The sequence below is a fragment of the Bacillus sp. N6 genome (assembly GCF_052805735.1).
The window spans coordinates 4,270,749-4,295,693 of the sequence record NZ_CM127843.1 but is presented as its reverse complement, the minus strand read 5'-3'; the positions used below and the strand labels follow the sequence as shown (position 1 = coordinate 4,295,693).

General features: G+C 36.8%; 25 protein-coding genes and 1 other annotated feature. Of the genes, 22 read left to right on the top strand and 3 right to left on the bottom strand.

Annotated elements, in window-relative coordinates; genetic code table 11:
- Positions 1-32 precede the first annotated feature (32 nt).
- The 4 genes from ACUXVC_RS22130 (at position 33) to ACUXVC_RS22115 (ending at position 3,587) form a co-directional block, all read left to right on the top strand.
- Positions 33-692, top strand: coding sequence for a tetratricopeptide repeat protein (locus tag ACUXVC_RS22130; RefSeq protein WP_000066411.1), 660 nt, complete (start codon positions 33-35; stop codon positions 690-692).
- 95 nt (positions 693-787) lie between these two features.
- Positions 788-3,124, top strand: coding sequence for an SF1B family DNA helicase RecD2 (gene recD2, locus ACUXVC_RS22125; protein WP_000528080.1), 2,337 nt, complete (start codon positions 788-790; stop codon positions 3,122-3,124).
- Between the two features lie 127 nt (positions 3,125-3,251).
- On the top strand, positions 3,252-3,440 hold the full coding sequence (locus ACUXVC_RS22120) for a hypothetical protein (RefSeq protein ID WP_000469281.1): 189 nt from the start codon (positions 3,252-3,254) through the stop codon (positions 3,438-3,440).
- Between the two features lie 18 nt (positions 3,441-3,458).
- On the top strand, positions 3,459-3,587 hold the full coding sequence (locus ACUXVC_RS22115; protein WP_001053553.1) for a YrzQ family protein: 129 nt from the start codon (positions 3,459-3,461) through the stop codon (positions 3,585-3,587).
- 45 nt (positions 3,588-3,632) lie between these two features.
- Here ACUXVC_RS22115 and ACUXVC_RS22110 read toward each other — a convergent pair whose 3' ends face one another.
- Positions 3,633-3,845, bottom strand: coding sequence for a hypothetical protein (locus tag ACUXVC_RS22110; RefSeq protein ID WP_000242539.1), 213 nt, complete (start codon positions 3,843-3,845; stop codon positions 3,633-3,635).
- A gap of 176 nt (positions 3,846-4,021) precedes the next feature.
- Between ACUXVC_RS22110 and ACUXVC_RS22105 the strand changes: the two genes are divergently transcribed.
- Entirely contained in the window at positions 4,022-5,089 is a 1,068-nt protein-coding gene (locus tag ACUXVC_RS22105; RefSeq protein ID WP_000793129.1) for an AI-2E family transporter, read from the top strand.
- Positions 5,090-5,133: 44 nt separating this feature from the next.
- Here ACUXVC_RS22105 and ACUXVC_RS22100 read toward each other — a convergent pair whose 3' ends face one another.
- The gene (locus ACUXVC_RS22100) at positions 5,134-5,478 is read right to left on the bottom strand and encodes a PH domain-containing protein (protein ID WP_000209466.1); all 345 of its coding nucleotides are present in this window, start codon (positions 5,476-5,478) and stop codon (positions 5,134-5,136) included.
- A 241-nt stretch (positions 5,479-5,719) separates the two neighbouring features.
- Positions 5,720-5,939, top strand: a binding site (T-box leader).
- 40 nt (positions 5,940-5,979) lie between these two features.
- Between ACUXVC_RS22100 and alaS the strand changes: the two genes are divergently transcribed.
- The 12 genes from alaS (at position 5,980) to ACUXVC_RS22040 (ending at position 18,087) form a co-directional block, all read left to right on the top strand.
- Positions 5,980-8,622, top strand: a complete 2,643-nt coding sequence (gene alaS, locus ACUXVC_RS22095) for an alanine--tRNA ligase (protein WP_098126822.1) — start codon at positions 5,980-5,982, stop codon at positions 8,620-8,622.
- Between the two features lie 76 nt (positions 8,623-8,698).
- Entirely contained in the window at positions 8,699-8,965 is a 267-nt protein-coding gene (locus ACUXVC_RS22090) for an IreB family regulatory phosphoprotein (protein WP_000348591.1), read from the top strand.
- Positions 8,966-8,968: 3 nt separating this feature from the next.
- A complete protein-coding gene (gene ruvX, locus ACUXVC_RS22085) occupies positions 8,969-9,382 on the top strand; it encodes a Holliday junction resolvase RuvX (RefSeq protein ID WP_001221193.1) in 414 nt (137 codons plus the stop codon).
- A 12-nt stretch (positions 9,383-9,394) separates the two neighbouring features.
- Positions 9,395-9,673, top strand: a complete 279-nt coding sequence (locus ACUXVC_RS22080; RefSeq protein ID WP_000392245.1) for a DUF1292 domain-containing protein — start codon at positions 9,395-9,397, stop codon at positions 9,671-9,673.
- Between the two features lie 224 nt (positions 9,674-9,897).
- Positions 9,898-10,968, top strand: a complete 1,071-nt coding sequence (mltG, locus tag ACUXVC_RS22075) for an endolytic transglycosylase MltG (RefSeq protein WP_000572135.1) — start codon at positions 9,898-9,900, stop codon at positions 10,966-10,968.
- A 203-nt stretch (positions 10,969-11,171) separates the two neighbouring features.
- Entirely contained in the window at positions 11,172-11,813 is a 642-nt protein-coding gene (locus tag ACUXVC_RS22070; protein WP_000389102.1) for an O-methyltransferase, read from the top strand.
- A gap of 7 nt (positions 11,814-11,820) precedes the next feature.
- Positions 11,821-12,750 carry a peptidase U32 family protein gene (locus ACUXVC_RS22065; protein WP_000742793.1) on the top strand — a complete coding sequence of 310 codons (930 nt, stop codon included), beginning with the start codon at positions 11,821-11,823 and terminating at the stop codon, positions 12,748-12,750.
- Positions 12,751-12,768: 18 nt separating this feature from the next.
- A complete protein-coding gene (locus ACUXVC_RS22060; RefSeq protein WP_000217961.1) occupies positions 12,769-14,049 on the top strand; it encodes a peptidase U32 family protein in 1,281 nt (426 codons plus the stop codon).
- 17 nt (positions 14,050-14,066) lie between these two features.
- Entirely contained in the window at positions 14,067-14,705 is a 639-nt protein-coding gene (gene udk / locus ACUXVC_RS22055) for a uridine kinase (protein WP_000537080.1), read from the top strand.
- A gap of 278 nt (positions 14,706-14,983) precedes the next feature.
- Positions 14,984-15,460, top strand: a complete 477-nt coding sequence (greA, locus tag ACUXVC_RS22050) for a transcription elongation factor GreA (RefSeq protein ID WP_014894880.1) — start codon at positions 14,984-14,986, stop codon at positions 15,458-15,460.
- 93 nt (positions 15,461-15,553) lie between these two features.
- Complete coding sequence (locus ACUXVC_RS22045) at positions 15,554-17,308, top strand: peptidoglycan D,D-transpeptidase FtsI family protein (RefSeq protein WP_071729611.1); 1,755 nt, start codon at positions 15,554-15,556, stop codon at positions 17,306-17,308.
- Positions 17,309-17,424: 116 nt separating this feature from the next.
- A complete protein-coding gene (locus tag ACUXVC_RS22040; protein WP_000897094.1) occupies positions 17,425-18,087 on the top strand; it encodes a YrrS family protein in 663 nt (220 codons plus the stop codon).
- Between the two features lie 35 nt (positions 18,088-18,122).
- Here ACUXVC_RS22040 and ACUXVC_RS22035 read toward each other — a convergent pair whose 3' ends face one another.
- Complete coding sequence (locus ACUXVC_RS22035) at positions 18,123-18,338, bottom strand: YrzA family protein (protein ID WP_000010984.1); 216 nt, start codon at positions 18,336-18,338, stop codon at positions 18,123-18,125.
- 136 nt (positions 18,339-18,474) lie between these two features.
- Between ACUXVC_RS22035 and ACUXVC_RS22030 the strand changes: the two genes are divergently transcribed.
- From ACUXVC_RS22030 to adhE, 5 genes are all read left to right on the top strand, one after another.
- Positions 18,475-19,113: a class I SAM-dependent DNA methyltransferase gene (locus tag ACUXVC_RS22030; RefSeq protein ID WP_000536323.1), complete on the top strand. Its 639-nt coding sequence runs from the start codon at positions 18,475-18,477 to the stop codon at positions 19,111-19,113.
- Between the two features lie 14 nt (positions 19,114-19,127).
- Entirely contained in the window at positions 19,128-19,823 is a 696-nt protein-coding gene (gene mtnN, locus ACUXVC_RS22025) for a 5'-methylthioadenosine/S-adenosylhomocysteine nucleosidase (RefSeq protein ID WP_001217027.1), read from the top strand.
- Between the two features lie 82 nt (positions 19,824-19,905).
- Positions 19,906-20,829, top strand: coding sequence for an O-acetylserine dependent cystathionine beta-synthase (locus ACUXVC_RS22020; protein ID WP_001103877.1), 924 nt, complete (start codon positions 19,906-19,908; stop codon positions 20,827-20,829).
- Between the two features lie 3 nt (positions 20,830-20,832).
- The gene (locus ACUXVC_RS22015) at positions 20,833-21,966 is read left to right on the top strand and encodes a bifunctional cystathionine gamma-lyase/homocysteine desulfhydrase (protein ID WP_001201921.1); all 1,134 of its coding nucleotides are present in this window, start codon (positions 20,833-20,835) and stop codon (positions 21,964-21,966) included.
- Between the two features lie 261 nt (positions 21,967-22,227).
- Positions 22,228-24,831 (top strand): bifunctional acetaldehyde-CoA/alcohol dehydrogenase, encoded by a 2,604-nt coding sequence (adhE, locus tag ACUXVC_RS22010; protein WP_098126826.1) that lies wholly within the window; start codon positions 22,228-22,230, stop codon positions 24,829-24,831.
- Positions 24,832-24,945: the final 114 nt, after the last annotated feature.

Below are 24,945 nucleotides of genomic sequence, written 5' to 3'. Positions count from 1 at the left end.
CTTTGTTATAATTTGTTGTAGAGGTGAAGGACATGTCAAACAAACTTGAAACAGGTATTCAATATATGCAAGAAGGAAATTGGGAAGAAGCAGCTAAAAATTTTACAGAAGCAATTGAAGAAAATCCGAAAGATGCGCTTGGATACATTAATTTTGCAAATTTATTAGACGTATTAGGAGATAGTGAGCGAGCGATTTTATTTTATAAACGTGCATTAGAGTTAGATGATAAATCTGCAGCTGCTTATTATGGCTTAGGAAACGTATATTATGGCCAAGAGCAATTTACTGAGGCGAAAGTTGTATTCGAACAAGCAATGCAAGCTGGATTACAATCAGCTGATGTAACATTTATGTTAGGTATTACACATGTACAGCTTGGAAATGATCGTCTTGCACTACCATTCTTACAAAGAGCAACAGAATTAGATGAAAACGATGTAGAAGCTGTATTCCAGTGCGGACTTTGCTTTGCGCGACTAGAACATATTCAAGAGGCGAAACCTTATTTTGAAAAGGTATTAGAAATGGATGAAGAGCATGCAGATGCGTATTACAATTTAGGTGTTGCTTACGTATTTGAAGAAAATAACGAGAAAGCTCTCGCTTTATTTAAGAAAGCAACTGAAATTCAGCCAGATCACTTTTTAGCTGGTAATGGCGTTCGTTTATTAGAGCAAGAAGCTGAATAAGATAAAAATATAGTTTAATGGGTAGTTATCCCTCATCTAAAAAGGTGGGGGATGTACTGCTCATTAAAGTGAAAATATCGGAAAGGAGAGGAAAGATGGGAAATCAACATGCAATGGATTTGTTTGAGGAAGAGAAAAAATTTATAAAAGCGCAAGTTCTTCATACCATTTTCCACAACGAAGAAAACCTCTATTCCGTTGTCAGTATGAAAGTCATTGAAACGAATGAAACGTATGACGAAAAGAAAGTAATGATAAACGGTCATTTTCCCCGCATGCATGAAGATGAAGTGTTTACATTGACAGGTCACTTTAAGGACCATCCAAAGTATGGAAAACAATATATGGTTGAAACATTTAAAAAAGAATTGCCGCAAACAAAAGCAGGTATGGTGCAATATTTAGCGAGTGATTTATTTAAAGGGATAGGAAAGCGTACAGCGGAAAAAATTGTGGATCATCTCGGGGAACATGCTATTTCTAAAATTATGGATGACCCTGAGGCGTTAAATGGTGTTGTTAACAAACAAAAGGCTCAGGAAATATATGAGACAATTGTTGAACATCAAGGATTAGAGAAAGTAATGAGCTTTTTAAATGGTTACGGTTTTGGAACGAAACTTTCTATTAAGATTTACCAGCAATATAAAGAGATGACATTAGAAGTGATTCGTAATAATCCGTATCAACTTATTGAAGAAGTGGACGGGATTGGTTTTGGACGAGCGGATGATATAGGGCGTGCGTTAGGGATATCGGGTAATCACGACGACCGTGTACGAGCGGGATGTTTTTACACATTAGAGAATGTCTCATTGCAACTTGGTCACGTTTATATGAGGAAAGATCAACTTGTAAGAGAAACGATGTCACTTTTAAACAATCAAGAAGGAAGAGTGACTGAAGAAGATATTATAGGTTGTATTGAAACGATGCAAAGTGAAGGGAAAGTCATCATAGAAGAAGAACGAGTGTATTTAGCAACTTTATTCTACTCTGAAAAAGGTGTTGTAAAGTCTATTCGTCGATTGATGAATCAAGAGGAAACACCTTCATTTCCTGAAGCAGAAGTGTTAAAAACATTAGGTGAAATTGAAGAACAGTTGAATGTACAATATGCACCATTTCAGCAAGAAGCGATTCAAACGGCACTTCATAAACCGATGATGTTATTAACAGGTGGACCAGGAACAGGAAAAACAACCGTTATTAAAGGGATTGTTGAAATGTATGCGTCACTTCACGGATTATCGTTAAATCCGAATGAATACAGTGATGATAATCCATTTCCAATACTATTAACAGCTCCAACAGGAAGAGCAGCGAAGCGGATGAGTGAATCGACAGGACTTCCAGCTTGCACAATTCACCGTTTGCTTGGCTGGACGCCAGAAGGATCTTTCCAGCGTAATGAAACGGATCCTGTCCAAGGTAAGCTCCTTATTATCGATGAATTTTCAATGGTTGATATTTGGCTCGCAAATCAGCTATTTAAGTCGCTACCAACGAATATTCAAGTTATCGTTGTAGGTGATGAAGATCAGTTGCCATCTGTAGGACCTGGACAAGTATTAAAAGATTTATTAAATGCAGGTGCAGTTCCGACAGTGAAGCTTACTGAAATTTATCGTCAAGCAGAAGGCTCATCTGTTATTCAACTTGCCCATGCGATCAAAGACGGCACACTCCCGCCAGATTTAGCGCAAAATAAAAAAGATCGTTCGTTTATCAGCTGTACAGGGGCTCAAATTGTTGAGGTTGTGAAAAAAGTTTGCGAAAACGCTAAAACAAAAGGCTTTAGTGCAAGGGATGTTCAAGTATTAGCACCGATGTACCGCGGGCCTGCTGGTATTAATGTATTAAACGAAGCGCTGCAACAAGTATTTAACCCGAAAAGGGAAAAGAGTAAAGAAATCCAGTACGGTGATGTTGTATACCGAAGAGGCGATAAAGTACTGCAACTCGTTAATCAGCCGGAGAGCCAAGTTTTTAATGGGGATATCGGAGAAATTGTTTCGGTGTTTTATGCGAAAGAAAACGTTGAGCAACAAGATATGATTATCGTTTCATTTGATGGAATTGAGGTAACGTATACAAAGCCGGATTTAAATCAAATTACACATGCATATTGTTGTTCGATTCATAAATCACAAGGTAGTGAATTTCCGATTGTTATTATGCCGATTGTGAAAAGTTACAACCGTATGTTACGCCGTAATTTAATTTACACGGGCATTACAAGAAGTAAGAAGTTCCTTATTATTTGCGGGGAAGAAGTAGCTTTCCAATCTGGTGTAAATCGCCTTGATGATGCAATGCGTCAAACAACTTTAGCTAGTCGCTTGCAGGAATCACAAGGAGAAGTACAGATGGTCACAGTTAATGGCGAGGAAATGGACGTGGAAAACATTTCACCGTATGATTTCATGTAACAAGGTGAAATTATATAGTGAAACTTTCAAACGCATAGCGTTGAAAGGCTCCAGCAATGTATAAATGAATGCGGTTTGGACATAATGGCGAATAGAATCTGGGAGACTGTAAGGAGATGAAAGCCATATGTTCATTTGTCCAAATTGCAAAGGGAAAGACATTGGGAAAATAGGTGTCAACCAATTTTATTGCTGGAATTGTTATATCGAATTATCGGTTTCAAAGGGGAAAATCCATACGCATCAAGTTGAGGAAGATGGTTCATTAAGCTCTCTTGATGATTTATTTGATGAGAATGAAAGAACGATTGGATAACGAAAAGGGGGATTTACTTTGAATCTACGCAATTCATTAATCGCATTAGGTGTTGGAGCTGCAGCATATCAATATGCTCGTAAGCAAGATGTATTTTCAAAACGCAATATGAAAAAAGCACGTAAGATGATTAAGTCTTACTTATAATCATTTCGATAAAGTGAAAACTCCCTTATAGACAAGGGAGTTTTTTTATGCACTCATATGCAAATAAAAAAGTCCAATTTCTGAGAAAAGATAAGATAGACCGTAACAGCCGACGCCAAGTATTCCATACTGCCATAATTGCTTCGCTTTTTCTTTACGTGAGGAACGAATAAAGAACCCCTTCCAAATACCAAAGCCGATACAAATCCATTCAAGAATCATAAAAAGTGCTGATAATCCAAGCATAAACAAAACCATAATTAGCCCTCCTGATTACATTATTTCATGCTGTATTCTCAGGGGTGGTTGTCCTTGTTATGTTATTTATATGTACGTCTTTAAAAAACAGTATGGTCCGTATGAAAAGATTTTAAAAGTTTCACACATAACCTAACCCATTTATTTTCAAAATAAAGGTGGAGGAGGTTTTTCATGTGAAGAATCTTAAAATCATTTGGATATATCGTTTAGGATTATTGTTACTTGTTTTTCTTTGTTTGCTCGTCTTTTTAAAAATTAAGCCACTATGGGCACCGATTATTTTTGTATTTAAAGTAGCGATTACGCCGTTTCTTATCGCCTGTTTTATTGCGTATTTATTGCACCCTTTAATTGAAAAAATTCATAAGGAAGGGATGCCCCGTACACTTGCCATTTTGCTCATTTATATCCTTTTCTTTGGTGGAATTGGTTATGGGATTTATAAAGGAACACCAGTCGTTATTAAACAGTTACAAGAGATTAATGAACAATTTCCGCAGTTTACAAAGATGTACGATTCGTGGATGGATGGCGTTACAGAACAAACAGCGAATTTCCCTTCGTTCATTCATGAAAAGGTGAAACAACTTTTTGTGGGTGTGGAAACGAAGATTCAAGCGCTTTTAAATAAAGTGATGAGTACAGCTCGTGGTGTACTCGATTCATTGCTCATTATTTTCTTAATACCGTTCATTGTATTTTACATATTAAAAGATTATGGTGAGTTTTATCATATCTTTTGGAAACTAGTCCCAAGTAAATGGCGAGGTACGGGGCAAATGCTTGCGAAAGAAATTGATAAGTCACTTGGAAGTTATATTCGAGGACAGTTATTTGTTTGTTTAGTATTAGGGGGAGTATCAGCTCTTTCTTTTTGGTTTATCGGTATGAAATATCCATTATTGCTTGGCATTATTATTGGGGTAACGGATATAATCCCGTACTTTGGTCCTATTTTAGGAGCGATCCCGACGTTAATGATTGCAGCAACAGTATCAACGAGTTTACTTATTAAGGCGGGGATTACGATTGCTATTTTGCAATTTGTGGAAAGTAACATTTTATCGCCTTACATTGTTGGTAAGTCACTTCGTATGCATCCTGTTATTATTATGCTTGCATTACTAGTTGGGGGGGAAGTAGCTGGTATTGTAGGATTACTAATATCGGTTCCGATTTTAGCAGTTATTCGTACTGTCATTGTTCATGTGAGACCTCTCTTGAAAAAAGAAAATGTGTAAGTATAGAAGCCCTCTATGTAAGAAATAGAGGGCTAATCATATATTTATTTAGAAAGCTGCTCGTGTATCTTTTGAACGAGGGAGCTCACATCATTTGTTTGAATATGTTTTATTTTTTTCCATTCATTATCATACATAAATACAATTTGATTGTTGAAAAGACGCTTTTGTTCTTTTAGATTAGAAATTTTTGCAAAAGAGTACTCTTCAAATATTGGATTCTTACTTACATCTGGCCCGTAAAAGAATAGCCTTTTGTTCGTTAAAATTAGCAATCCTGGCCTTGCGACGGAACGATAAATAAATATGTCTAATGAACATGCTGCGTAAAATAATATCGTTTCGTCAGTTGCTAATATGTTTTTAGCTTTGTTAAGTAAGGTTGTCATTGTGATCGCTCCTTTATTTTATTAACAATAATTTAATTATAGCAAAAAAAGTAATATTTAGAAATTTTTATAAATTATTATTGTAAGGAGATTCCAATTTATTAATAAACGCATAATATATGAAAAGGCTGTTAAGAATGAATAGTAGAATACCTATGATTAATAAGCGATTAATACAATATAAATGATTATCTACATTGACAAACTTAAGAGAATTCTATTATATTTAGTCATATAATACATTAAATCAATGACGGAACAAGTACGTTACAGTCCATTTATAGAGAGAAGCTTCCATATGGCTGAAAGAAGCTTTAAATGAAGGGTAACAGAAAGCTAATCCTGAGAGCAGCTAATCACTGCCGTCTTGCCACGTTACGGCACCATGAGGTGATGAATTGATTGTTATTGTAATCAATTCATAATTAGGGTGGTATCGCGAGTTAACTCTCGTCCCTTTTATAGGGACGGGAGTTTTTTATATTTAAGGAGGAAAATACAATGAAACAACTAACAGGCGCACAAATTCGTCAAATGTTTTTAGACTTTTTCCAAGAAAAAGGACATGCAGTAGAACCTAGTGCATCACTAGTTCCACATGAAGATCCATCTCTTCTATGGATTAATAGTGGTGTAGCTACATTGAAAAAATATTTTGATGGACGTGTAATCCCACAAAATCCACGTATTACAAATGCTCAAAAATCAATTCGTACAAACGATATTGAAAACGTAGGGAAAACAGCTCGTCACCATACATTCTTTGAAATGTTAGGAAACTTCTCAATCGGTGATTACTTCAAAGAAGAAGCAATTACATGGGCTTGGGAATTCTTAACGAGCGACAAATGGATCGGATTCAATAAAGAATTACTATCAGTTACAATCCATCCAGAAGATGAAGAAGCATTCACAATTTGGAATGAGAAAATGGGCGTTCCAAAAGAGCGTATTATCCGCTTAGAAGAAAACTTCTGGGATATCGGTGAAGGACCAAGTGGACCGAATACAGAGATTTTCTATGACCGCGGAGAAGCTTACGGTAATGACTTTAGTGACCCAGAATTATATCCAGGCGGAGAAAACGAGCGTTACTTAGAAGTATGGAACCTTGTATTCTCTCAATTTAATCATAATCCAGATGGTTCATATACACCACTTCCTAAGAAAAACATTGATACAGGGATGGGTCTAGAACGTATGACATCTATCGTTCAAGATGTGCCTACGAACTTTGATACAGATCTATTCATGCCGATGATTGGTGCAACAGAATCAATTTCTGGTGAGAAATATCGTAATGGCGATTTAGAAAAAGATATGGCGTTTAAAGTAATTGCTGACCATATCCGTACAGTAACATTTGCTGTTGGTGACGGTGCTCTTCCTTCTAACGAAGGCCGTGGTTATGTATTACGTCGTTTATTACGCCGCGCTGTTCGTTATTCGAAGAAATTAAACATTAACCGTCCATTCATGTTTGAATTAGTACCGGTTGTTGGAGAAGTAATGAAAGACTTCTATCCAGAAGTACTTGAAAAGAAAGATTTCATTGCGAAAGTTGTGAAAAACGAAGAAGAGCGTTTCCATGAAACACTTCATGATGGTGAAGCAATTTTAGCTGAAGTTATTACAAAAGCAAAAGAAGAAAAAACAACTGTTATTTCTGGAGTAGATGCGTTCCGTCTATATGACACATACGGTTTCCCAATTGAATTAACAGAAGAATATGCAGAAGAAGCTGGCATGACAGTTGATCATGAAGGTTTTGAAAATGAAATGGAAAAACAACGTGAGCGTGCACGTGCTGCTCGTCAAGACGTTGACTCAATGCAAGTTCAAGGCGGTGTACTTGGAGAAGTTAAAGTAGCGAGTGAGTTCGTTGGTTACGGTACAGTTGCAACAGAAAGTAACGTTGTTGCACTTGTGAAAAACGGCGAATACACAGACAGCTTACAAGCTGGTGAAGAAGGACAATTAATGCTTGATGTAACACCATTCTATGCTGAGAGCGGTGGACAAATTGCAGACCGTGGTTACCTTCTTGCTGATGGCGTGAAAGTTCTTGTAAAAGACGTGCAAAAAGCACCAAATGGTCAAAACTTACACAAAGTTGTTGTTGAAGAAGGTACATTAACGAAAGATGCGGCTGTGAAAGCTATTATCGATACGAAAAACCGTAGTAGCGTTGTGAAAAATCATACAGCAACTCACTTACTACACCAAGCATTAAAAGATGTACTTGGAACACACGTTAACCAAGCAGGTTCTCTTGTAACTTCTGAACGTTTACGCTTTGACTTCTCTCACTTCGGTCAAGTACAAGCTGACGAATTAGAAAAAATTGAGCGTATGGTAAACGAGAAAATTTGGGAAAGTATTGATGTTGAGATTTCTCAAAAAGCAATCGAAGAAGCGAAAGAAATGGGCGCAATGGCATTATTCGGTGAAAAATACGGTGATGTTGTACGCGTTGTACAAGTTGGCGATTACAGCTTAGAGCTTTGTGGTGGTTGTCACGTTGATAATACAGCTTCTATCGGTATTTTCAAAATCGTTGCTGAGTCTGGTATCGGTGCAGGAACTCGTCGTATTGAAGCAGTAACTGGTAAGTCTGCATACGAATTAATGAACGATCAAGTAGGTTTATTAAAAGACGCAGCAGGAAAAATGAAAACAAATCCGAAAGATATTTTAACAAGAGTTGATGGTCTATTTGCCGAAGTAAAACAACTGCAAAAAGAAAATGAATCTCTTGCTGCGAAATTAAGCAATATCGAAGCTGGAAACTTAACTGATTCTGTAATGACAGTTGATGGTGTGAATGTATTAGCAGCGAAAGTAAATGTTGCAGATATGAACAACTTACGTACGATGATGGATGATCTAAAAAATAAATTAGAGTCAGCAGTTGTTGTATTAGCGTCTGTTAATGACGATAAAGTAAACATCCTAGCAGGTGTAACGAAAGACTTAATTGGCCAAGGTTACCATGCTGGTAAACTTGTGAAAGAAGTAGCTTCTCGTTGCGGCGGTGGCGGTGGTGGCCGTCCTGATATGGCACAAGCAGGCGGTAAAAACCCAGCTCAAGTCGAAGAAGCTTTAGCATTTGTAAAAGAGTACGTTAAATCTGTTTCAAAATAAAGAGATAGTAGTGTACAATGGTAGGGAGAGGAGAAGTTCTTCTCCCTATACTTACTATATAAGTGAGGTGCTTGAAATGGACGGTTTTGATAAAACAATGAAGTTTAGCATTCAAGATGAAAAACAGAGTGTCCATGTAAATGATGTACTTTTAACTGTGTATGATGCACTTCAAGAAAAAGGCTATAATCCGATTAACCAAATCGTCGGTTATTTATTAAGTGGAGACCCAGCATACATACCTCGCCATAAAGATGCGCGTAGCATCGTTCGCAAGCTTGAACGTGATGAGATTATTGAAGAGCTTGTGAAGTCTTACTTGAAACATCATCGTGAGGAGTAGTTTATGCGGATATTAGGTTTAGATGTAGGTACAAAAACAGTCGGAGTTGCAATTAGCGACGAAATGGGCTGGACAGCACAAGGATTAGAAACAATTAAGATTAACGAAGAACGAGGTCACTTTGGTTTTGATCGTATTTCTGAGTTAGTAAAGCAGTACAATGTGGATAAAATAGTAGTAGGTTTACCTAAAAATATGAATGGTACAATTGGCCCACGTGGTGAAGCGTGCCAACAATTTGCAGAAAACCTACGAGAGCTGTTACAATTAGACGTTGTAATGTGGGACGAGCGTTTGTCAACGATGGCAGCGGAACGTCTACTCATTTCAGCTGATGTAAGTCGTAAGAAGCGAAAACAAGTAATCGATAAGATGGCTGCAGTCGTAATCTTACAAGGATTTTTAGATAGTAAATAAGAGGTGACCAAAATGGAAGAAAATCAAATTACAATTGTAGACGAAAAAGGTAACGAACATTTATGTGAAATTATTTTCACTTTTGATGCTGAAAAATTTGGTAAAAAATCATATGTAGTCTTCTCTCCAATCGGTGAAGTAGACGAAGATGGAGACCCAATTTATGATGCAATGGCTTATGAGCAAAATGAAGAAGAGGGCGGAAGCTTACTTCCAATCGAATCTGAAGAAGAGTGGGAAATGGTACAAGAAATGTTCAACACTCTTGCTGATGAGCAAGAAGCTGAATAATAGGTACTGAAAAGATGGACGACATACAGTCCATCTTTTTTTGTATTTATATGTAAAATGAAAGATTTTTTGTCGAAACTGTGTAAGTCTTTGTAGTATAATGAGACGGATTGTAGAAAAATAAAGTGTCTATTAAAAAAAGATAAGTGAATTTGTTGCGTTTTTACATCGTGCTGTATAGAAAGGTGTACATACGGTCTACAATTAAGTAAGGAGGAAATGTTTTGATAGAGAATCAAGTGAAAAAGAAGCGTAGACGCATCTTTTTATTTTCGATTATTGCACTGCTTTTAGTTTGTGGTTCAGTCTATGCGTATATTTCATCCGCATTAGGACCAGTTGATAGCGGGAATAAAAAAGAGATTGAAGTAGAAATTCCGAAAGGATCATCTACAAGTAAAATTGGAGAAATTTTAGAAGAAAAAGGCGCTGTAAAAAACGGTACAGTTTTTAGTTTTTATACAAAGGCTAAATCGAAAAGTTTACAAGCAGGTACATATTTATTAAACCCTTCAATGAATGCTGAAGATGTGATCGAACAAATGTCATCTGGCAACGTGCATCGTCCAGCTCTTTATAAAGTGACGATTAAAGAAGGGGCGCAAGTAACTGAAATTGCAGAAACGATTGCGACAGAACTAAAGTGGAATAAAGATGATGTTACGCGTCAATTAAACGATAAAGCATTTATTCAAAAAATGCAGCAAAAGTATCCGAAGTTATTAACGGATAAAATCTTTGATAGTAATATTAAATACCCATTAGAAGGTTATTTATATCCTGCAACGTATTCGTTTTATAAGAAAGATACAACGTTAGAAGAAATTGTAATTCCGATGCTTGAGAAAACAAATGCAATCATTGTTCAAAATGAGGCGAAAATGAAAGCGAAGAACTGGGATGTTCATCAGCTTTTAACATTATCTTCACTTATTGAAGAAGAGGCAACTGGTTTTACAGATCGTCAAAAGATCGCTAGTGTCTTTTATAATCGTTTAGCAAAAGGTATGCCGCTTCAAACGGATCCAACGGTATTATATGCACTTGGAAAGCATAAACAACGTGTATTATACGAAGACTTAAAGGTCAACTCACCGTACAATACGTATGTTGTAAAGGGATTGCCGGTAGGGCCGATCGCAAACTCTGGTAAACATTCAGTGGAAGCTGCGTTAGAACCTGCGCAAACAGATTATTATTATTTCTTAGCTGCACCAAGTGGTGAAGTGTACTATGCGAAAACATTAGAAGAGCATAATGCATTAAAGCAAAAATACATTACGAAAAAACAGTGAAATGGGGAGGGATAGCGAAAAAAGTCGCACATCCCTCTTTTTTGTGGTAAAATATATCGGGTTAAAAACTGGCAGAAGAATCGTTTTTAATATCAAAACGGGACGTACAAGCTAAGGGTAAAGCTGGCTTGTATTTTTATTGCATTCTATGTGGGAAAAGACGTCATAGAGGCACTTCTCCATGTAAATAAGGAGGACCATTTATGGAGGATGCAGTTAACGAGTACCTATTATCATTTATTGATCCGAAAGATAAATTAATTCTTGAAATGGAAGAATATGCAACAGAAAATCATGTGCCGATTATGGATCGACTTGGAATGGAATTTATGCTGCAATTTTTACGTTTAATTGGACCGAAAAGCATTTTAGAACTTGGAACAGCAATCGGTTATTCTAGTATTCGTATGATGCAAGCTATTCCAAATTCACGTATTGTGACAGTTGAGCGCAATCGTGAGCGATATGAAAAAGCACTTGAATATATAGAACGTTCCCCAGTAACAGATCGTATTTCAGTTATTTACGGTGATGCGTTAGAAACAGGTGAACAAGTAAAAGAACACGGGACATTTGACGTTATTTTTATTGATGCAGCAAAAGGACAGTATCGTCGCTTTTTTGACTTATATGAACCGTTATTAAATCCTGGTGGCGTAATTATTTCAGATAATGTTATGTACCATGGTCTTGTAACGACAAAAGAGAAGATTGAAAACAGACGTACACGTGGTTTAATCCGTCGTATTAAGACGTACAATGAGTGGCTTATGAACCATGAAGGATATGATACAACGATTTTCCCAATTGGTGATGGAGTAGCTGTTAGTAAAAAGAGAGGGTGACCAAGGTATGAAGAAACCTGAATTGTTAGTAACGCCAAGAGCGGTGGCGGATATCGAACTTCTTGCGAAAGCAGGAGCAGATGCGGTAATGATCGGTGAGCAAAAGTTTGGTTTACGTTTAGCAGGGGAGTTTTCACGTGAAGATGTAAAACAAACTGTGAAGATTGCGCATGAAAATGGTGTGAAAGTATACGTAGCAATGAACGCTATGTTCCACAACGATAAAGTAGAAGAATTAACAGATTACGTTTCATTTTTAAATGAAGTAAATGTAGATGCAATTGTTTTCGGAGATCCAGCAGTATTAATGGCTGTTCGCGAAGTAGCGCCAAATATGCAGTTGCACTGGAATACAGAAACGACAGCAACCAATTGGTTCACTTGTAATTACTGGGGCCAAAGAGGAGCGAAGCGTGCTGTATTAGCTCGTGAGCTGAGCTTAGATGAAATTGTTGATTTAAAAGAAAATGCTGAAGTGGAACTAGAAGTACAAATTCACGGTATGACTTGTATGTTCCAATCGAAGCGTTCATTAGTAGGAAACTACTTTGAGTATCAAGGACGTAATCTTGACATTGAAAAGAAAAAATATGAAGAAAATATGTTCTTATATGACCCAGAGCGTAATAATAAATATCCAATCTATGAAGATGAAAATGGTACTCATATTATGAGTCCGAACGATATTTGTTTCATCGATGAATTAGAGGAACTAATCGAAGCTGAAGTTGACAGCTTAAAAATCGATGGTGTACTAAAAAGTTCTGAATACATTATTGAAGTAACGAAGAAATATCGTCAAGCGATTGATTTATGCGTAGAAGATCGTGATGCGTATTATGACGTGAAAGATGCTCTATATAAAGAAATAGAAGAAATGCAACCAGTAAATCGTCCGTTAGACACAGGATTCTTCTTTAAAGAAACGGTTTACTAAACGAGGAGGGTGTAGGAAATGACTGTACAAGAAATTTCACGAGTGATCGATGGCAAGCGCGTTATTGTGAAGAAACCTGAACTGTTAATCCCTGCGGGTAACTTAGAAAAATTAAAAGTAGCTATCCATTATGGGGCAGATGCTGTATATTTAGGTGGACAAGAATTTGGTCTTCGTTCGAATGCAGGTAACTTTACGCTGGAAGATATGGCAGAAGGCGTTGAATTTGCAAAGAAATATGGAGCGAAAATATATGTAACAACAAATATTTTCGCACATAATGAAAATATGGACGGGCTAGAGGAATATTTAAAAGGGATTGAAAAAGCTGGCGTAACGGGAATTATCGTTGCTGATCCGCTTATCATTGAGACGTGTAAACGTGTAGCGCCTTCTGTTGAGGTGCATTTAAGCACACAGCAATCACTATCCAACTGGAAAGCAGCACAGTATTGGAAAGAAGAAGGTTTACATCGTCTTGTATTAGCTCGTGAAGCAAGCTATGAAGAAATGAAAGAAATTAAAGACAAAGTGGATATTGAAATTGAAGCATTCGTCCATGGTGCAATGTGTATCGCATATTCAGGAAGATGTACACTAAGTAACCATATGACAGCGCGTGATTCTAATCGTGGCGGTTGTTGCCAATCTTGCCGCTGGGATTATGATTTAGTTCAAACAGTATCACAACATAAAGATGCAAAAGAGCTTCCTCTATTCCAAGAAGAAGATGCTCACTTTGCGATGAGTCCAAAAGATTTAAATTTAATTTTATCAATTCCGAAAATGATTGAAATTGGAATCGATAGTTTAAAGGTAGAAGGACGTATGAAATCAATCCATTATGTAGCGACTGTAGCAACTGTATATCGTAAAGTAATTGATGCTTATTGTGCGGATCCGGATAACTTTGAGTTTAAACAAGAATGGTTAGATGAGCTTGATAAATGTGCAAATCGTGATACAGCTCCTGCATTCTTTGAAGGGGTTCCAGGACATCAAGAGCAAATGTTTGGAAATCATAGTAAGAAAACAACGTATGATTTTGCTGGTTTAGTGTTAGATTATAATGAAGAAACGGGCATCGTAACGCTTGAGCAACGTAATCATTTCAAACCAGGACATGAAGTGGAGTTCTTTGGACCAGAAATAGAAAACTTTACGCAGACGGTGGAGAAAATTTGGGATGAGGATGGAAACGAATTAGATGCAGCGAGACATCCGTTGCAAATCGTGAAATTCAAAGTGGATCAACCAGTGTATGTGAATAATATGATGCGCAAAAGCATACTTCAATAAGAAAGAGTGGTAGTCGAATGGGGACGAATAAGCCTGTTGTAATTGGAATCGCTGGTGGTTCAGGATCAGGAAAAACAAGTGTAACGAAAGCGATTTTTGACCATTTTAAAGGTCATTCCATTTTAATCTTGGAGCAAGATTATTATTACAAAGATCAAAGCCATTTACCAATGGAAGAGCGTTTAAAAACAAATTATGATCATCCGCTTGCGTTTGATAATGATCTGTTAATTGAACATTTGCAGCAGTTGCTTGCATATGAGCAAATTGATAAGCCTGTATATGACTATACATTGCATACGCGTTCAGAAGAAATTATTCCAGTTGAGCCGAAAGATGTAATTATTTTAGAAGGAATTCTTATTTTAGAAGACCCACGTCTTTGTGAGTTGATGGACATTAAGTTATTCGTTGATACAGATGCTGACCTTCGTATTCTGCGCCGCATGCAGCGTGATATTAAAGAGCGCGGTCGTACGATGGATTCAGTTATTGATCAGTACGTAACTGTTGTACGTCCAATGCACAATCAATTTATTGAGCCTTCTAAGAAGTTTGCGGATATTATTATCCCTGAAGGTGGACAAAACCATGTTGCAATTGATATTATGGTGACAAAAATTGCAACAATTCTTGAACAAAAAGTAAATTTGTAATAGCATAGTAAAAGATATACGGTAGGAAGGGATTTTTTCCCTTCCCATCGAATACAATGAAACATGCAACCTCATCTATATATAGGTGAGGGCATATTTATATCAACTTTCCATACATATCTTCTTTATATAAAGAAGAATTGGAAATACGGGGTTGTATGTGACAACTCCGCTAGTGCAAGGGTACTAGAAACCTCCGCTAACAATGGAAGCGGAGGAGTTTTCATATGGAACTCCTCTTTTTTTCGGGGGATTGGTATATAAAAGGAGTGGAAAATATGTCAACAGAAAAAACATACCCTATGACGCAAGAGGGTAAGCAAAAACTAGAGAACGAACTTGAGCAATTAAAAACAGTAAGACGTAAAGAAGTAGTAGAACGTATTAAAATCGCACGTAGCTTCGGGGACCTTTCTGAGAACTCTGAGTACGATGCAGCGAAAGATGAGCAAGCATTCGTAGAAGGACGTATTACACAATTAGAAAATATGATTCGTAACGCAGTTATCATTAAAGATAATGGCGAAGTATCTACTGTTGTTACATTAGGTAAAACAGTAACATTTAAAGAATTACCAAATGGAGATGAAGAAGCGTACACAATCGTAGGTAGTGCGGAAGCTGATCCATTTGAAGGAAGAATTTCTAACGATTCTCCAATCGCAAAAAGCTTATTAGGTAAGCAAATTGGTGAGAAAGTAACAATCCAAACACCAGGCGGAGAAATGCAAGTAGAGATTGTCTCTGTAAAATAATAAAAAAATCACTCGTGTAAAAACGAGTGATTTTTTTATTTGTATAAAAGATGAAACACTCCGTCCAAACTATAATAGACGAGGTGTTTTTTTATGAAAATAAAACGGAGAATTACAATTGTTTTAATTTGTTTTATGGGCATTATGTTTTTATTGCTTTGTCGTTTAATTCAAATTCAAATTATAGATACAGAATCATTTACTGATCGCAAAATAAATTTAATTGAAAAAAGTGTTACGCAACGTACGCAATCCATTGCAGTAGACGATGGACGTGGGCAGTTTATAGATCGTAGTGGTAAAGAAATAGGTGAGGAAAAGTATCCTGTTTTAATTGTTTTTCCATTTTTACAAATAAAAAATGACATGTTAGAGAAAATCGCGCATATCATTGGTGTGTCGAGACAAGAGATCAGAAGACAAATGAAAAATAAAAAAAATGCATTTATACTGCAAGGGGAAACTGCTCCATTTCGAGTGACAAGAGAGCAGATGGAGAAGGTGAATCAATTACATGTATTAGGTATTGTAGCAGCTGAAGTGCGATTAAAACAAACTGGGGAGATAAATCATTTAATTGGTGATGTAGGGGAGAACGAAAGAGAATTTCAAAAGCGATATGGAGAAGTGAAAAAAATTTCAAAACAAACGCCGATAGGTATTTCAGGATTACAGCAATCATTTGATGAATTTTTATTGACTGATGGAGAGGCAAAAGTATTGTATCAAGTAGATCGGCAAGGAGAACCGATTTTCGGAAAGCAAGCGAAATATACTTCACCAGGAAATCCATTTTACCCCGTTAGGATTCAAACTACTTTACATAAAGGGTTGCAGCAAAAAGCAGAAGAAGTGATTGAAGCAAATGAAATAAAGAAGGGGGGATTAGTATTACTTGATGTAAAGACAAATGAAATATTAGCGATGGTCAGTAAGCCGTCTTTACAAGTAAGAGATAAGAATTTATATAAGACTACACTTGAAAATCAAATGTTAACGCCGCATTTTCCAGGCTCTGTTTTTAAAACAGTAGTTGCAGCTGCAGTCATTGATCAAAAAGTAAATTTGTTTAATCGGACATTTAATTGTAATAAAGATTTATATGGTGAAAACGACCCACAAGTTATGATGGGTACACTTAACTTCAAAGAGAGCTTTGCTAGGAGCTGTAACAGGACATTTTCTGAGTTAGGTAACGAGCTATTACAAAAGGATAGGACGGTGCTAGAAACATACGTAGCAGCTTTAGGAGCAAATGAAAAGGTCGGATGGAAAGGTTCTGTATTTCATACACCTCATTTCGAGCAAATGCCAGAAGAAAAAGGCTCTACTATTTGGGGGAATGAAGAAAATAAAAATAGTAAAAAAGCGGTAGAGCAAACAGCGATTGGACAGAAAGATGTACGTATATCACCTCTAGCAATTGCTAATATGATGGCGACGATTGCGAGGAATGGAGAAAAAATGGAAGTGAAAGCTGTTGAAAAAATAGTATATAAAAATGGAGCGGATTTTTTTACATTTGAGAACCATACGTTACATGGAAAACAGCTTTCGTATGAAACAGTGAAAACATTACAAGAGTTATTAAGAGGCGTTGTAACAAGGGAGAAAGGAACAGGAACGGCATTCCGCTCGTTGCCGCTCAGTGTCGCTGGAAAATCCGGGACAGCGCAAACAGGGAAAGGGACGAGGGTGAATCGCTGGTTTGCAGGTTATTTTCCGTATGAGAATCCAAGATATGCTTTAGTTGTTGTTGATCTAGAGACTGATAACAAAGTGAATAAAGTCACACCTATTTTTAAAGATATGGTAGGAGCAATCTATCAATTGGAGAATGAAAAGTAATCTTGCAATTTATAGTGAATTGTTTTCATTTCATGAAAATATCATTGTAAATGTTCAACCTTTCTAGATTTAATGTTACAATAGCAATTAGGAAAAACTGCATGGAGGTTTGGAGAATGGCAGGAGGATCAAGATTCCAACAGAAACAACAAAAACGTCGTCAAAACGGTGTTTTAAATATTGCAATCGCTATTGTATTACTATTAGTAGCTATTGTAGCATATCAATTGTTCGTTCCTAGTACGAAAGAGCAAGCATCTTCTACTGATAAGAAAGTCTCTCAACAAACAACAAAGAATGAGAAAGCTGGAAAATCAGAAGATAAAGAATCTGCTAAGAAAAAAGAAAAAGAAAAAGAGCAAGCAGAAGCTAAGCAAAAAGCTGAAGAAGAGAAGTTAAAGGCTGAGGAAGAAAAGAAAAAAGCTGAAGAAGAAGCGAAAGCTAACGAGAAAGTATCAGCTGAAAAAACTGTATCCAAGGCAAAAGAGGCTTATACAAAACCTTCTTGGAAAGCTGTAGGAACAGAGCAAGGTTCATCACCAGCGATGACGTTTAAACAGGGGTCATCAGATTGGAATGAGATGCAAAGTGCAATTGCTGCAGGTATTGAAGTACCGAAGGAGCAATTAGTATTCCATTTTGTTGGAAGAGACAAAACTGGAAAGAGTAAAGCTTATGGTGACGTTCAAGATAAGCAAAGTGGAAAAAGATATTACGTAAATATTGATTGGGTAGACAATGAGGGCTGGAAACCAGTACTTGTTCAAACTCTAAACTAAAAAAGAGAAGCTCCTTAGGAGCTTCTCTTTTTTAGTTAACGCAATTTCTTTAATTTAAAATGAACAACCGCGCTATAATACGGTCTTTTGCTTTCAGGATCCATAACCATTTGATGTGAGATGTGATGAACTTCAAGCATAAGTGCTTTATTATTATCGATTTGTTCACTAATTTTTCGTTCTAAAGAAGCTAAGTCTCCCGCTTCAAAAAATTCTACTTTATCTTCTAGCATTTCAAAGGTAAATGACATGAAGACGGCCCCTCTCCTATGTAATCAACTATAGTGTAACAAAGAAAAGAAGGAAATACCATGTACATTTCAATTGACATTTTTAGAAAGAGGGAATATCATACTGATAAAACCGATAAGAAAAAGGGGAATTTTTATGGGCACAGAATTTAATGGTTTATTTGATGAGTGGGCTCATACGTACGACTCATTCGTACAAGGCGAAGATATACAATATAAAGAAGTTTTCGCCCATTATGAGGATATTCTAGAGGATGTAGTTAACAAGTCATTTGGTAATGTATTAGAATTTGGTGTCGGTACAGGTAATTTAACAAATAAATTATTACTTGCTGGCCGCACAGTTTACGGTATAGAACCGTCGCGTGAAATGCGTATGATTGCAAAAGAGAAATTGCCAAAAGAATTTTCGATTACAGAAGGTGATTTTCTTTCGTTTGAAGTCCCAAATTCAATTGATACCATTGTAAGCACCTATGCATTTCATCATTTAACAGATGATGAAAAAAATGTAGCGGTTGCGAAGTATAGTCAATTGCTAAACAAAGGTGGTAAAATAGTGTTTGCTGATACGATATTTGCAGATCAAGATGCATATGATAAAACTGTTGAAACAGCAAAACAAAGAGGTTTTCACCAGTTAGCAAACGATTTGCAAACGGAATACTATACACGCATTCCAGTTATGCAGACTATTTTTGAAAACAATGGCTTCCATGTAACGTTTACGAGATTAAATCATTTCGTTTGGGTAATGGAGGCAACTAAGCAATAGAAAGAGGGATTAGATTGAGAATTGCTGTAATTGGAGCAATGGAAGAAGAAGTACGTATTTTACGTGACAAATTAGAACAAGCAGAGACAGAAACGGTTGCAGGTTGTGAATTTACAAAAGGACTATTAGCAGGACATGAAGTAATCTTGTTAAAGTCTGGTATTGGTAAAGTAAACGCAGCGATGTCAACGACAATTTTATTAGAAAAATATAAGCCTGAAAAAGTAATTAATACTGGTTCAGCTGGTGGATTCCATCATTCTCTAAACGTTGGTGATGTAGTTATTTCCACTGAAGTTCGTCACCATGACGTAGATGTAACAGCATTTAACTATGAATATGGTCAAGTACCAGGAATGCCGCCTGGATTTAAAGCTGATGAGGCGTTAGTTGCATTAGCTGAGAAATGTATGCAAACTGAAGAAAATATTCAAGTTGTAAAAGGCATGATTGCAACAGGCGATTCATTTATGAGTGATCCGAACCGCGTTGCAGCCATCCGTGATAAATTTGAAAATCTTTATGCGGTAGAAATGGAAGCAGCAGCTGTCGCACAAGTATGCCACCAATATGAAGTTCCGTTTGTTATCATTCGCGCACTTTCTGATATTGCTGGTAAAGAATCAAATGTTTCATTTGATCAGTTTTTAGATCAAGCAGCTCTTCATTCTACAAACTTTATCGTAAAAGTGTTAGAAGAGTTAAAGTAATGTAACAAAAAGGCAACTGTCTCATATAAAGAAAATACATACAGTTGCCTTTTCTTTATTGGCAAACAAGGGGGAGAACACGATGAATGTATATCGTGGAGTTCATGAGTTAATTGGTCATACACCAATTGTAGAAATTACTCGTTTTTCACTTCCGAAAGGGGTCCGCTTATTTGCAAAGCTTGAATTTTATAACCCAGGCGGAAGCGTTAAGGATCGTTTAGGAAGAGAATTAATCGAAGATGCGCTAGAAAAAGGGCTTGTTACCCAAGGTGGAACAATTATTGAACCGACTGCTGGGAATACTGGTATTGGACTGGCACTTGCAGCATTAGAACATGATTTACGTGTTATCGTTTGTGTACCAGAGAAATTTAGTATTGAAAAACAAGAATTGATGAAAGCACTAGGTGCAACGGTCGTGCATACACCGACTGAGCAAGGAATGACCGGTGCAATTGCAAAAGCAAAAGAATTAGTAAATGAAATACCGAATTCATACTCTCCAAGTCAGTTTGCGAATGAAGCAAACCCGCGTGCTTATTTCAAAACACTAGGTCCTGAACTTTGGGATGCACTGAATGGAGAGATTAACATATTTGTTGCTGGAGCAGGAACTGGCGGTACGTTTATGGGGACTGCATCTTATTTGAAAGAAAAAAATATAGATATTAAAACAGTTATCGTAGAGCCAGAAGGATCTATTTTAAATGGTGGTAAGGCTGGTTCACATGAGACCGAAGGAATTGGACTGGAATTTATCCCGCCATTTTTGAAGACATCTTATTTTGATGAAATTCATACGATTTCTGATCGGAATGCATTTTTACGAGTGAAAGAATTAGCGCAAAAAGAAGGACTTCTCGTTGGGAGCTCTTCAGGAGCAGCATTTCATGCGAGCTTACTTGAGGCAGAGAAGGCAGCACCAGGTACAAATATTGTAACCATTTTTCCTGATAGCAGTGAGCGCTATTTAAGTAAAGACATATACAAAGGATGGGAATAAAAAATGAGAGCAAAGACAAAGTTAATTCATGGTATTCGCATAGGAGAACCTTCAACTGGATCTGTAAACGTACCGATCTATCAAACAAGTACGTACAAACAAGAAGCGGTTGGTAAGCATCAAGGATATGAATATTCACGTACAGGCAACCCAACACGTGCAGCTTTAGAAGAAATGATCGCCGTATTAGAAAATGGTCATGCTGGATTTGCATTCGGTTCTGGAATGGCTGCTATTACAGCGACAATTATGTTGTTCTCAAAAGGTGACCACGTTATTTTAACAGATGATGTTTATGGTGGAACGTATCGTGTTATTACGAAAGTATTAAACCGCTTCGGTATTGAACATACATTTGTAGACACAACAAACTTAGAGGAAGTTGTAGAAGCAATTCGTCCAAATACGAAAGCGATCTATGTGGAAACACCAACGAACCCACTACTAAAAATTACTGATATTAAGAAAATATCTACTCTTGCTAAAGAGAAAGATTTATTAACAATTATTGATAATACATTCATGACGCCATATTGGCAGTCGCCGATTTCTTTAGGAGCAGACATTGTACTTCATAGTGCAACGAAATATTTAGGAGGTCATAGTGACGTAGTTGCAGGTCTAGTAGTGGTAAATAGCCCACAACTAGCAGAAGACCTTCACTTTGTACAAAACTCAACAGGAGGTATTCTTGGACCACAAGATAGCTTCTTACTACTTCGCGGTTTAAAAACGTTAGGAATTCGTATGGAAGAACATGAAACGAATTCACGCGCTATTGCTGAATTCTTAAATAATCATCCAAAAGTAAATAAAGTATATTACCCAGGTCTTGAATCACATCAAAACCACGAATTAGCAACAGAACAAGCAAATGGATTTGGTGCTATTATTTCGTTTGATGTAGATAGTGAGGAAACATTAAATAAAGTACTTGAGAAACTGCAATACTTTACACTTGCTGAAAGCTTAGGAGCAGTAGAAAGTTTAATTTCTATCCCATCTCAAATGACACATGCATCAATCCCAGCAGATCGCCGTAAAGAATTAGGAATTACAGATACATTAATTCGTATTTCTGTCGGTATTGAAGATGGTGAAGATTTAATTGAAGATTTAGCACAAGCGCTAGCGTAATAAAAAATGCACTGCTAATGTGGAGCAGTGCATTTTTATTATGTTAATTTGTGAAACATTTCACAAATTAGACATACACAAATGAAATGATTTCATGTATATTGAATTCATGAAATGTTATTCACGAGCAAACTTGTGAAATGTTTCACAAACAATGGGATTCATGTAGGACGGTAACTCTATTTTTTTTCGCTAATCGGGACTTATTATGACCTATAGGGACTTATAAAGACCGTGATAACAGAATAGGAGGAAATTTGCATGGTAGTCAAAGAGAAAGTTGTAAATGAAATGCAAGAGGTAAAAGAGATGATTGATATGTTAGTAAATAACGGTCAACAAGCTTTACAAGCATTAGAAAGTTTTACACAAGAGCAGATTGACAACATTGTTCATGAAATGGCATTAGCAGGTGTTGATCAACATATGCCACTTGCAAAATTGGCTGTTGAAGAAACAGGCCGTGGTGTCTATGAAGACAAATGCATTAAAAATATTTTTGCCACTGAATATATTTGGCATAGTATAAAGCAAAATAAAACGGTAGGAATTATTCACGAAGATCCTCATGAAGAAATAATAGAAATTGCAGAACCTGTCGGTGTAGTAGCTGGGGTAACACCAGTAACGAATCCAACGTCGACAACAATGTTTAAAGCGTTGATTGCGATAAAAACGAGAAATCCAATTATTTTCGCATTTCATCCTTCTGCACAAAATTGTTCGGTGGCAGCAGCGAAAACCGTATATGATGCAGCAATGAAAGCTGGTGCACCAAAACATTGTATTCAATGGATTGAAAGACCGTCTGTCGAAGCGACGAAACAATTAATGAACCATGAGGGTGTGGCACTCGTTCTAGCAACTGGAGGCGCTGGTATGGTGAAATCAGCTTACTCTACTGGAAAACCAGCGCTAGGTGTAGGTCCTGGTAATGTACCGTGTTATATAGAAAAATCAGCACATGTAAAACGAGCTGTTAATGATTTAATTTTATCGAAAACATTTGATAACGGTATGATTTGTGCATCGGAACAAGCAATCATTGTCGATAAAGAAATCTATGATGATGTTAAAACAGAAATGATCGAAAACAATTGTTACTTTGTAACAGAAGAAGAAAGAAAAAAATTAGAAAAGCTCGTTATAAATGAAAATACATGTGCAGTAAATAGTGATATTGTAGGAAAATCAGCACAGTATATTGCCGAATTAGTTGGGATTACTGTTCCTGAACATACAAAAATGCTTGTAGCTGAAATTCAAGGTATCGGAGCAGCATACCCGTTATCTCGTGAGAAACTGAGCCCAGTATTAGCCTGTGTGAAGGCGAATTCATTAGAAAAAGGATTTACATATTGCGAAGAAATGTTGAACCTCGGTGGTTTAGGACATTCAGCAGTTATTCATTCTACAAATAAAGAAGTGCAAAAGCAATTTGGATTACGTATGAAAGCTTGCCGTCTCATTGTAAATGCACCTTCATCACAAGGTGGAATAGGGGATATATATAACGGATTTATTCCATCACTTACACTTGGTTGTGGTTCTTACGGAAAAAATTCAGTTTCCCAAAATGTAACAGCGACTCATTTATTAAATATAAAAAGGCTGGCAAATAGAAAAAAGAATATGCAGTGGTTCAAATTGCCACCAAAAATTTATTTTGAAAAACATGCTACAGCGTATTTAGCAAATATGCCTAACATTTCACGTGCATTTATTGTAACGGATCCTGGAATGGTTGAACATGGCTATGTGGATACAGTCACGCACTATTTAAACAAGCATGCAAATGATGTGAAAATTGAAGTTTTCTTTGAGGTCGAACCAGATCCATCAGATGAAACTGTCTTTAAAGGTGCGGAAATGATGAGAAGCTTTAAGCCAGATGTAATTATCGCACTTGGTGGTGGTTCAGCTATGGATGCAGCAAAAGGAATGTGGTTATTCTATGAGCATCCAGAAACGACATTCTATGGCATTAAACAGAAGTTTTTAGATATAAGAAAACGTACATGTAAATATCCGGAATTAGGAAATAAGGCGCAGTTTGTTGCGATTCCAACAACATCAGGAACAGGATCAGAAGTGACACCATTTGCGGTTATTACAGATAAGAAAAATAATATAAAGTATCCGCTCGCAGATTATGAATTAACACCAGATGTAGCAATTGTTGATCCGCAATTTGTAATGACAGTACCACCACATGTAACAGCAGATACTGGTATGGATGTTTTAACACATGCAATTGAGGCGTATGTGTCTGTTATGGCAAATGACTATACAGATGGATTAGCATTAAAAGCTATTGATCTCGTATTCAAATATTTACCGAGAGCATATAAAGATGGAAATGATGAAGAAGCACGGGAAAAAATGCATAACGCTTCTGCAATTGCAGGGATGGCATTTGCAAATGCTTTTCTAGGTATTAATCACAGCTTAGCACATAAAATTGGTCCAGAATTCCATATTCCGCACGGACGTGCAAATGCAATTCTTATGCCGCATGTAGTCCGCTATAATGCTATTAAGCCAAGAAAACACGCATTGTTCCCAAAATATGAGCACTTTGTAGCAGATGAACGCTATGCACATATTGCGAGAATGCTCGGGCTTCCAGCAAGCTCAGTAGCAGAAGGTGTGGAATCACTCGTCAAAGCAATTATTGAGCTTGGAAAAAGCTTAAATATTAATATGAGTATTGCCGGACAAGGGGTAGATAAAGAGCAATTTGAAGAGGTTGTTGGAGTATTAGCAGAAAGAGCTTTTGAAGATCAATGTACAACTGCTAATCCAAAGTTACCGCTTATTTCAGAGCTGAAAGAAATTTATATGGAAGCATATAAAGGTGAATAATGATTAAAAAAGAGCCGCAGTAAAGCGGCTCTTTTTTTGTTGGAAAACATCTCCCAGAATGGCTGTATTTACTGGTCTTTCAGTTTCATAGAATATGATAAAGTGAAATGGAGG

What these genes read in the sequence shown, in the direction of transcription:
- ACUXVC_RS22130 (WP_000066411.1), top strand. Translation starts at nt 33, where the DNA reads ATGTCAAACAAACTTGAAACAGGTATTCAATATATGCAAGAAGGAAAT.
- recD2 (WP_000528080.1), top strand. Translation starts at nt 788, where the DNA reads ATGGGAAATCAACATGCAATGGATTTGTTTGAGGAAGAGAAAAAATTT.
- ACUXVC_RS22120 (WP_000469281.1), top strand. Translation starts at nt 3,252, where the DNA reads ATGTTCATTTGTCCAAATTGCAAAGGGAAAGACATTGGGAAAATAGGT.
- ACUXVC_RS22110 (WP_000242539.1), bottom strand. Translation starts at nt 3,845, where the DNA reads ATGGTTTTGTTTATGCTTGGATTATCAGCACTTTTTATGATTCTTGAA.
- ACUXVC_RS22100 (WP_000209466.1), bottom strand. Translation starts at nt 5,478, where the DNA reads ATGACAACCTTACTTAACAAAGCTAAAAACATATTAGCAACTGACGAA.
- alaS (WP_098126822.1), top strand. Translation starts at nt 5,980, where the DNA reads ATGAAACAACTAACAGGCGCACAAATTCGTCAAATGTTTTTAGACTTT.
- ACUXVC_RS22090 (WP_000348591.1), top strand. Translation starts at nt 8,699, where the DNA reads ATGGACGGTTTTGATAAAACAATGAAGTTTAGCATTCAAGATGAAAAA.
- ruvX (WP_001221193.1), top strand. Translation starts at nt 8,969, where the DNA reads ATGCGGATATTAGGTTTAGATGTAGGTACAAAAACAGTCGGAGTTGCA.
- ACUXVC_RS22080 (WP_000392245.1), top strand. Translation starts at nt 9,395, where the DNA reads ATGGAAGAAAATCAAATTACAATTGTAGACGAAAAAGGTAACGAACAT.
- ACUXVC_RS22070 (WP_000389102.1), top strand. Translation starts at nt 11,172, where the DNA reads ATGGAGGATGCAGTTAACGAGTACCTATTATCATTTATTGATCCGAAA.
- ACUXVC_RS22065 (WP_000742793.1), top strand. Translation starts at nt 11,821, where the DNA reads ATGAAGAAACCTGAATTGTTAGTAACGCCAAGAGCGGTGGCGGATATC.
- ACUXVC_RS22060 (WP_000217961.1), top strand. Translation starts at nt 12,769, where the DNA reads ATGACTGTACAAGAAATTTCACGAGTGATCGATGGCAAGCGCGTTATT.
- udk (WP_000537080.1), top strand. Translation starts at nt 14,067, where the DNA reads ATGGGGACGAATAAGCCTGTTGTAATTGGAATCGCTGGTGGTTCAGGA.
- greA (WP_014894880.1), top strand. Translation starts at nt 14,984, where the DNA reads ATGTCAACAGAAAAAACATACCCTATGACGCAAGAGGGTAAGCAAAAA.
- ACUXVC_RS22045 (WP_071729611.1), top strand. Translation starts at nt 15,554, where the DNA reads ATGAAAATAAAACGGAGAATTACAATTGTTTTAATTTGTTTTATGGGC.
- ACUXVC_RS22040 (WP_000897094.1), top strand. Translation starts at nt 17,425, where the DNA reads ATGGCAGGAGGATCAAGATTCCAACAGAAACAACAAAAACGTCGTCAA.
- ACUXVC_RS22035 (WP_000010984.1), bottom strand. Translation starts at nt 18,338, where the DNA reads ATGTCATTTACCTTTGAAATGCTAGAAGATAAAGTAGAATTTTTTGAA.
- ACUXVC_RS22030 (WP_000536323.1), top strand. Translation starts at nt 18,475, where the DNA reads ATGGGCACAGAATTTAATGGTTTATTTGATGAGTGGGCTCATACGTAC.
- ACUXVC_RS22020 (WP_001103877.1), top strand. Translation starts at nt 19,906, where the DNA reads ATGAATGTATATCGTGGAGTTCATGAGTTAATTGGTCATACACCAATT.
- ACUXVC_RS22015 (WP_001201921.1), top strand. Translation starts at nt 20,833, where the DNA reads ATGAGAGCAAAGACAAAGTTAATTCATGGTATTCGCATAGGAGAACCT.
- adhE (WP_098126826.1), top strand. Translation starts at nt 22,228, where the DNA reads ATGGTAGTCAAAGAGAAAGTTGTAAATGAAATGCAAGAGGTAAAAGAG.